At 63.9% G+C, this 6,921-nt stretch carries 10 protein-coding genes; 4 read left to right on the top strand and 6 right to left on the bottom strand.

The annotated features are described in order from the left end of the window. The 3 genes from EN745_RS26080 to EN745_RS26070 all read left to right on the top strand — a co-directional run. Window positions 1–300: metal ABC transporter permease (locus EN745_RS26080; RefSeq protein WP_189363164.1), on the top strand; the 300-nt coding region annotated here is incomplete at its 5' end. A 25-nt stretch (window positions 301–325) separates the two neighbouring features. After that, window positions 326–1,267 (top strand): zinc ABC transporter substrate-binding protein AztC, encoded by a 942-nt coding sequence (gene aztC / locus EN745_RS26075; protein ID WP_127422602.1) that lies wholly within the window; start codon window positions 326–328, stop codon window positions 1,265–1,267. A 169-nt stretch (window positions 1,268–1,436) separates the two neighbouring features. After that, window positions 1,437–1,775, top strand: a complete 339-nt coding sequence (locus tag EN745_RS26070; protein ID WP_127407347.1) for a TIGR01244 family sulfur transferase — start codon at window positions 1,437–1,439, stop codon at window positions 1,773–1,775. 144 nt (window positions 1,776–1,919) lie between these two features. On the opposite strand, the gene EN745_RS26065 is transcribed toward EN745_RS26070, so the two are convergent. Next, complete coding sequence (locus tag EN745_RS26065; protein WP_126055043.1) at window positions 1,920–2,387, bottom strand: Lrp/AsnC family transcriptional regulator; 468 nt, start codon at window positions 2,385–2,387, stop codon at window positions 1,920–1,922. Window positions 2,388–2,524: 137 nt separating this feature from the next. On the opposite strand from EN745_RS26065, the gene hppD reads away from it, so the two are divergent. Beyond that, complete coding sequence (gene hppD, locus EN745_RS26060; protein ID WP_127422601.1) at window positions 2,525–3,640, top strand: 4-hydroxyphenylpyruvate dioxygenase; 1,116 nt, start codon at window positions 2,525–2,527, stop codon at window positions 3,638–3,640. A gap of 21 nt (window positions 3,641–3,661) precedes the next feature. Here hppD and EN745_RS26055 read toward each other — a convergent pair whose 3' ends face one another. The 5 genes from EN745_RS26055 to EN745_RS26035 form a co-directional block, all read right to left on the bottom strand. After that, the gene (locus EN745_RS26055) at window positions 3,662–4,198 is read right to left on the bottom strand and encodes a DinB family protein (protein WP_127422600.1); all 537 of its coding nucleotides are present in this window, start codon (window positions 4,196–4,198) and stop codon (window positions 3,662–3,664) included. Further along, entirely contained in the window at window positions 4,195–4,488 is a 294-nt protein-coding gene (locus EN745_RS26050) for a hypothetical protein (protein ID WP_127407563.1), read from the bottom strand. The genes EN745_RS26055 and EN745_RS26050 overlap by 4 nt, the downstream gene beginning before the upstream one ends. Before the next feature lie 4 nt (window positions 4,489–4,492). Continuing rightward, complete coding sequence (locus EN745_RS26045; RefSeq protein ID WP_127422599.1) at window positions 4,493–5,506, bottom strand: fumarylacetoacetate hydrolase family protein; 1,014 nt, start codon at window positions 5,504–5,506, stop codon at window positions 4,493–4,495. Then, on the bottom strand, window positions 5,503–6,456 hold the full coding sequence (locus EN745_RS26040; RefSeq protein WP_245487838.1) for an MBL fold metallo-hydrolase: 954 nt from the start codon (window positions 6,454–6,456) through the stop codon (window positions 5,503–5,505). The genes EN745_RS26045 and EN745_RS26040 overlap by 4 nt, the downstream gene beginning before the upstream one ends. Then, on the bottom strand, window positions 6,453–6,921 hold a 469-nt coding region (locus tag EN745_RS26035; RefSeq protein ID WP_127422597.1), incomplete at its 5' end, for a homogentisate 1,2-dioxygenase domain-containing protein. The genes EN745_RS26035 and EN745_RS26040, both read right to left, overlap by 4 nt.

Genomic DNA, 6,921 nt, shown 5'->3' with positions numbered 1-6,921 from the left:
GTGCTCAACCTCGTCGGCGGCTTCCAGGCGCTAGGCACGCTTTTGTCGGTCGGGCTGATGATGCTGCCGGCCGCCGCCGCCCGCTTCTGGACGGTGCGCGTCGAGCCTATGTGCGTGCTGGCGGTGCTGATCGGCTTCGCCTCCTGCACCGCCGGACTGCTGCTTTCCTACCACGCCTCGCTGCCGTCCGGCCCGGCCATCATCCTGTCGGCCGGCGTCGTCTACTTCTTCTCGATCGTGTTCGGCTCGCGCGGCGCGCTGCGCGCCCGCATCGTCCACCATCGCCACCGGACCGCCTGATCCCCCAAGCAAGGAGACCTGCCCAATGCTGAAATCCTTCCGCGCCGCCCTGGCCCTGAGCGTTATAACATTTACCGCGCTTGGCGCTTCTTCGGCCTTCGCCGCGCCGCTCAAGGTGGTGGCGAGCTTCACGGTGATTGCGGATTTCGCCAAGAATGTCGGCGGCGACCGGGTCAGCATCACCACCATCGTCGGCCCGGATGGCGACGCCCATGTCTACGAACCGAGCCCGGCCGACGCGGTGGCGATGGCTGGCGCTGATGTGGTGCTGGTCAACGGGCTGCATTTCGAAGGCTTTTTGCAGCGCCTGGTCGACGCCAGCGCCACCAAGGCCTCGATCGTTACCTTGACCAAGGGCGTCACCCCCATCGACTTCAAGCCGGAATTCGCCGATGCGGACGCGGCGGAAGGCGCCGCCACCGGCGGCGGCAAGACGGTCACCGACCCGCATGCCTTCCAGTCGATCGCCAATGCCAGGATCTATGTGAAGAATATCGCCGAGGCCTTCTGCGCCGCCGACAGCGATGGCTGCGTCGGCTACCAGACCAATGCCGCGGCCTACACCAAGAAGCTGGATGCGCTGGAAGGCGAGGTGAAGGCGGCGATCCAGTCGATCCCCGAGGAGAAGCGCGTCGTCATCACCTCGCACGATGCCTTCGGCTATTTCGAGCACGAATATGGCCTGGCCTTCCTGGCGCCGCAGGGCATTTCCACCGACTCCGAGCCATCGGCCGCCGACGTCGCCAAGCTGGTCGAGCAAGTGAAGCAAGACAAGGCGGCTGCGATCTTCGTCGAAAACATCACCAATCCGCGGCTGATCGAGCAGATCGCCAGCGAGACCGGCATCAAGGTCGGGGGCACGCTCTATTCGGATGCGCTGTCGCAGCCCGACGGACCAGCCTCGACCTATATCGACATGATGCACAACAACATCGCCCAGATCAAAGGCGCGATCCTCGGCAGCTGAGGTCCGCTCATCCAGCCGGATTGTGATGGTCCGGCTGGATTTTCCGCCGCGAATGTCTATCTGCAAAGACGACGCCGGCGGCGTGCGACGATACGCGATCGGCGGGAGCAGTTGCCGGCTCGCTCCGGGAGTGGCAAGACTGTCGCGCGACCAGATTGCGAGGACGACCATGGAATACCGAGAGATCAGCGACGACTATTCGGTCTCGGGCCAGATCCAGCCCAGCGATATCACCGCCATCAAGGAAGCCGGCTTCAAGAGCGTGATCTGCAACCGGCCGGACAACGAGCAGCCCGGCCAGCCTTCGGCCGAAAGCGTCCAGGCAGCGGCCCAGGCGGCCGGCCTCGCCTTCCGCTTCATCCCGGTCATCAGCGGCCAGATCACCTTCGAGAATGTCCAGGACCAGGCCGCGGCGCTCGACGAGCTCGAGGGCCCGGTCTTCGCCTACTGCCGCTCCGGCGCCCGCTGCACCAATCTCTATGGGCTGATTCAGCAGTCGAGGGGCTGAATTTTGTCAAGGTGTGCTGAGATTCAGGTCAGGCCGAGCCGAGAACGGTGGCTTCCCAGAACCGGAGCGGAGCGTACTTAAAGTACGTGAGCACCGGAAGCAGGAAGCCGTTTGGCGGCCGGCCTCCCCTGAACATCAGCGCACCTAGATCGGCAGCGCGCCGGTCTCCTTCAGCGTCTCCAGCACGATTGCCGTCTTCACATGCTGGACGGATTCGTGCGGCAGGAGCACGCCGTTGACGAACTCCGACAGTGATTTGAGATCGGGCGTCACCACTTTCAGAATGTAGTCCATCTCCCCGGTCAACGCGTGCGCCTCCTGAACCTCAGGCAGCCGCGCCACCAACTCGCCGAAGCGCCGGGCGTTGTCACGATTGTGGGTGGCCAGTGTCACCGAGATGACGTTGACCAGCGAGAAGCCCAGCCGGTCCCGGTCGAGCACCGCGCGGTATCCCTTGATATAGCCGTCCTCCTCCAGCCGCTGGCGGCGGCGCGAGCATTGCGAGGCCGACAGGTTCACCCGCTCCGACAAATCGTTGTTGGTGAGCCGCGCGTCGCCCTGCAGCAGAGCCAGTATCTTGCGATCGAATTGATCAAGGCGCGCATTATCCACGGATTTTCCTCCAACCATGCACGTTCTACGCATGACATGAGCATTTCAGGCGTTCGAATGCAAGCACCGTGCGGCCCTCCGGCGTTATCATGAGCGAAGATGGCCAAGACCGGCCGCAACAGCTTCGGAGAACCGCCATGGGCCCCTTCCCGCACGACGCCCCGCCCGCCAGGATCAGCAAGGCGAACCCCGCCGGCACCGACGGTTTCGAATTCGTCGAGTTCGCGCATCCCGAGCCTGCCAAGCTCGCCGAGCTCTTCGCCCGCATGGGCTATGTCGCGGTGGCGAAGCACCGCACCAAGGCGATCACCGTCTGGCGGCAGGGCGACATAAACTACATCGTCAATGCCGAGCCCGGCTCGCATGCGATGAAATTCGTCGACAAACACGGCCCCTGCGCCGCCTCGATGGCGTGGCGCGTTGTCGACGCCAGGCACGCCTTCGACCATGCCGTGTCGAAGGGTGCCACGCCTTATGAAGGCACCGACAAAGCGCTCGACGTGCCGGCCATCGTCGGCATAGGGGGCTCGCTGCTTTATTTCATCGAGACCTATGGGGAGAAAGGCTCGGCCTATGACGCCGAGTTCGAGTGGCTGGGCGAGCGCGACCCGAAGCCGGAGGGCGTCGGCTTCTACTACCTCGATCACCTCACCCACAATGTCTATCGCGGCAACATGGACAAGTGGTGGGACTTTTACCGCGACCTGTTCGGCTTCAAGCAGATCCACTTCTTCGACATTGACGGCAAGATCACCGGGCTGGTCAGCCGCGCCATCACCTCGCCCTGCGGCAAGATCCGCATTCCGCTGAACGAGTCCAAGGACGAGACCAGCCAGATCGCCGAATATCTGAAGAAGTACAATGGCGAAGGCATCCAGCACATCGCCGTTGGCACGGACGCGATCTACGAGGCCACCGACCTGCTTGCCGCCAACGGGCTGAAGTTCATGCCTGGCCCGCCCGACACCTATTACGAGATGTCGCAGGACCGTGTGCATGATCACGACGAGCCGATCGGGCGGATGAAGAAGCACGGCATCCTGATCGACGGCGAAGGCGTCGTCGACGGCGGCATGACCAAGATCCTGCTGCAGATCTTCTCGAAAACCGTGATCGGCCCGATCTTCTTCGAGTTCATCCAGAGGAAGGGCGACGAGGGCTTTGGCGAGGGCAATTTCCGCGCCCTGTTCGAATCGATCGAGCAGGACCAGATCAAGCGCGGCGTGATCAAGCTGGACGGCAAGGCGGCGTAAGGCCGAGGAGGGTCGAGCGGTTCAAAGACCGAGCCGCTCGACCTCGTCCTTCCGCAGCTTGATGTCGTAGTCGAGCAAAAACTCATCCAGTTGCGGCGGCGGAACGGAAGTGCCGGAGAGCATCGCGTGCACCTGCCCGCGGTGGTGGATGTCGTGCAGGAAGACATGGGCGAGGATGTCGCCGATGCGCTCGGGGATCATACCGTCTTCGCGTCTATCGGTGATGACACGACGGTCTAGATCGGCCTCGGACAAAGCATCGCAGAAGGCGATCAGTTTGCGGTCGAAGGTGATCTGCGCCACTACCAAATCGGCGACATTGTCGAACGGCACGAAATCATCATAGGCGGCAGCGCCGACACCACCCTCCGTGAGAAAATCGAGATAGAGATGGTCGACAGCGAGGATGTGGTTCAGCGTCTCCTTGATCGACGGAAAGAAGCTGGTGCGCGCGGCCTCAAATTCTCCAGGCTCGAGGAACAGCACGGCGCGGTACAGGCGGTCGTTCGACCAGCGATTGTTGCGCGCCATGCGGCGCAGGTGATCAAGCAGCGTCATGGCGTCCTGTCGACAAGGCCGATGCCGACCGCCAGAACCAGGAAGCCGCCGACAACGATCAGCAGCAGCCGGATCATTTTTCGCCGCAGGCCTTGTGTTTCCTCGTCCCGCGCGACGCTGAGATTGGTGATGGTGTGGAACATCATCGCGTTGCGCGGCAAGCCGCTGCGGTTGGTGAGATCAGGCGAGCGCGCCTCGATGCGGTAGCTCAGGCGGATCGCCTGGATGAAGACCACCAGAATGGCCAGCGCCCACACGCCAAACAGCAAATAGACGGCTTCGCCTGGCATCCCCTCACCCCGCGTATTTCTCGACCTTCTGCTCGATGGCGCCGAAGATCGAATGGCCGGCCTTGTCCTTCATCTCGATGCGCACCGTGTCGCCGAAATGCAGGAATGGCGTCTTCGGTTCGCCCGCCTCGATGGTCTCGATCATGCGCAGTTCGGCAATGCAGGAATAGCCGGCGCCGCCGGCCGAGACAGGCTTGCCCGGCCCGCCGTCCAGCTTGTTGGAGACGGTGCCCGAACCGATGATGGCGCCGGCGGCGAGCGGCCGCGTCCTCGCGGCATGCGCGATCAGCGCCGGGAAATCGAAGATCATGTCGACCCCTGCGTCCGCACGGCCGAACGGCTTGCCGTTGAGATCGGCCAGCAGCGGCAGGCTGACCTTGCCGCCGTCCCAGGCGTCGCCCAACTCATCCGGCGTCACCGCGACGGGCGAGAAGGCGGAGGACGGTTTCGACTGGAAGAAGCCAAAACCCTTGGCAAGCTCGGGGCCGGTGATGGCGCGCAGTGTCACGTCGTTGACCAGCATGACCAGCCGGATCGCGTCCCGCGCCTGGTCGGGGCCGGCGCCCATCGGCACGTCGTCGACGATGACGGCGACTTCCGCCTCCATGTCGATGCCGAAGGCCTCGTCGGCCATGCGGATCGGATCGCGCGGCGGAATGAAGCTGTCCGAGCCGCCCTGGTAGATCAGCGGATCGGTCCAAAAACTTGCCGGCATTTCGGCGCCGCGCGCTTTGCGCACCAGTTCGACATGGTTCACATAGGCCGAGCCGTCGGCCCACTGATAGGCGCGCGGCAGCGGCGAATGCGCGTCATGCTCGTGGAAGCGCGCCGAAGGCACCGCATTGTTCTCCAGCGATTCCGCCATTGCCGCGAGGTGCGGCGAAATCCGCCGCCAGTCGTCGAGCGCGGCTTGCAGCGTCGGCACCAGGAAGGAGGCGTCGGTGAACCGCGTCAAATCGCGCGAGACGACGACCAGCTTTCCGTCGCGGGTCCCGTTCTTCAATGTGGCAAGCTTCATGCGGTTTCCTCTCCTTGCGCGGCTTGTTCGCCGCTTTGGTCTTTGTCTGTCGCATGATCTTTTCCGAAAACCGGGTCCCACTTTTCGGGATCATGCCCTAACCCCACAACAAGGCCGTCGCGGGCGATCGTCAAGTCGCCGGCCCAAGTTTTCCTGACGGCGGCGATCCAGTCGGCCTCGCCGATCGCGGCATCGTCGGCCGGAATGAGGTGGTTCAACACCAATCTGTTGACACCGGCATCGCTGGCGATGCGGCCGGCCTCCTCGGCGAAACTATGGCTGGCGAGCAGATGTTCGCGCAGCCGCGCGCCGTTGCCGGTCTTCGCCACCAGCCGCTCGATCCCTTCCTCCAGCATCGCTTCATGGACGAGGATATCGGCGCCTTTGGCGAAGTCGGCCAGCGGCGGGAAGAAGGCCGTGTCGGCGGAGAACACGATGCTCCTGCCGCCATGCTCGATACGCAGCGCAAAGCAGTCGGTCACCGGCGGATGGTCGACGCGCAGCGCCGTCACCTTCAGCCCACCCTCCTCCACAACCAGTCCCCCGCCGAACTCCCCGACCGAGACCAGATCCCTGATATCCGGCCGGCCTTCGTCGACGATGCGGATTTCGATGTCGAAATCCATCGCCTGGCAGAAGCGCTGCCAGTAGTGGCCGGTGCCAGGCGGACCGAAGATGGTCACCGGCGTGGCGAGGCCCGCCGTCCAGGCGGTGTGGATCAGCGGTCCGAGTTCCAGCACATGGTCCGAATGCAGATGCGTGATGAAGACCAGGTCGAGCGTCTTCAGGCTGAGCCCGGCATCAGTCAGCGCGCGGGTGACGCCCAGCCCGCAATCGACGACGATTGCGCGGCCGCCGATCTCGAGCAGCGAGGAACTTGGCCACGGCCCACCCGGCCGGATCGCCGGGCCGCCCTTGGACCCGAGCAGGACGAGGCGGTCCAAACTCAAGACCAGTCGCCCTCTGGCGTGCCGTTGAAGCGTTTTTTCAGCCCGGCCCAGCAGTCGATGTAATTGTCCTGCCTGGTTTCGACCTCGGCGGCGTAGCGGGTCAGCATCTGCGGGAATCGGGTCTCGAACATGAAGGCCATGGTGTTGTCGAGCTTGACCGGTTTCAGTTCCGTGCGCGAGGCCTTTTCGAAGCCAGTCGCGTCAGGCCCGTGGGCCAGCATCAAATTGTGCAGGCTGATGCCGCCGGGGACGAAGCCCTCCTCCTTGGCGTCGTACTGGCCGTGGATCAGGCCCATGAACTCGCTCATGATGTTGCGATGGTACCAGGGCGGGCGGAACGTATCCTCGGCCACCAGCCAGCGCGGCGGGAAGATGACGAAGTCGATGTTGGCGGTGCCTTCCTCGCCGCTCGGCGCCGTCAGCACGGTGAAGATCGACGGATCCGGGGGGTCGAACAGGATGGCG

The sequence above is a fragment of the Mesorhizobium sp. M4A.F.Ca.ET.022.05.2.1 genome (assembly GCF_003998845.1).
Taxonomy (GTDB): Bacteria; Pseudomonadota; Alphaproteobacteria; order Rhizobiales; family Rhizobiaceae; genus Mesorhizobium.
The sequence above is the reverse complement of the archived record's forward strand: the minus strand, read 5'-3'. Positions and strand labels throughout refer to the sequence as shown.

Excerpts from the sequence above, each read along its gene's own strand:
- aztC (WP_127422602.1), top strand. The coding sequence starts at position 326 with ATGCTGAAATCCTTCCGCGCCGCCCTGGCCCTGAGCGTTATAACATTT.
- EN745_RS26070 (WP_127407347.1), top strand. The coding sequence starts at position 1,437 with ATGGAATACCGAGAGATCAGCGACGACTATTCGGTCTCGGGCCAGATC.
- hppD (WP_127422601.1), top strand. The coding sequence starts at position 2,525 with ATGGGCCCCTTCCCGCACGACGCCCCGCCCGCCAGGATCAGCAAGGCG.
- EN745_RS26055 (WP_127422600.1), bottom strand. The coding sequence starts at position 4,198 with ATGACGCTGCTTGATCACCTGCGCCGCATGGCGCGCAACAATCGCTGG.
- EN745_RS26050 (WP_127407563.1), bottom strand. The coding sequence starts at position 4,488 with ATGCCAGGCGAAGCCGTCTATTTGCTGTTTGGCGTGTGGGCGCTGGCC.
- EN745_RS26045 (WP_127422599.1), bottom strand. The coding sequence starts at position 5,506 with ATGAAGCTTGCCACATTGAAGAACGGGACCCGCGACGGAAAGCTGGTC.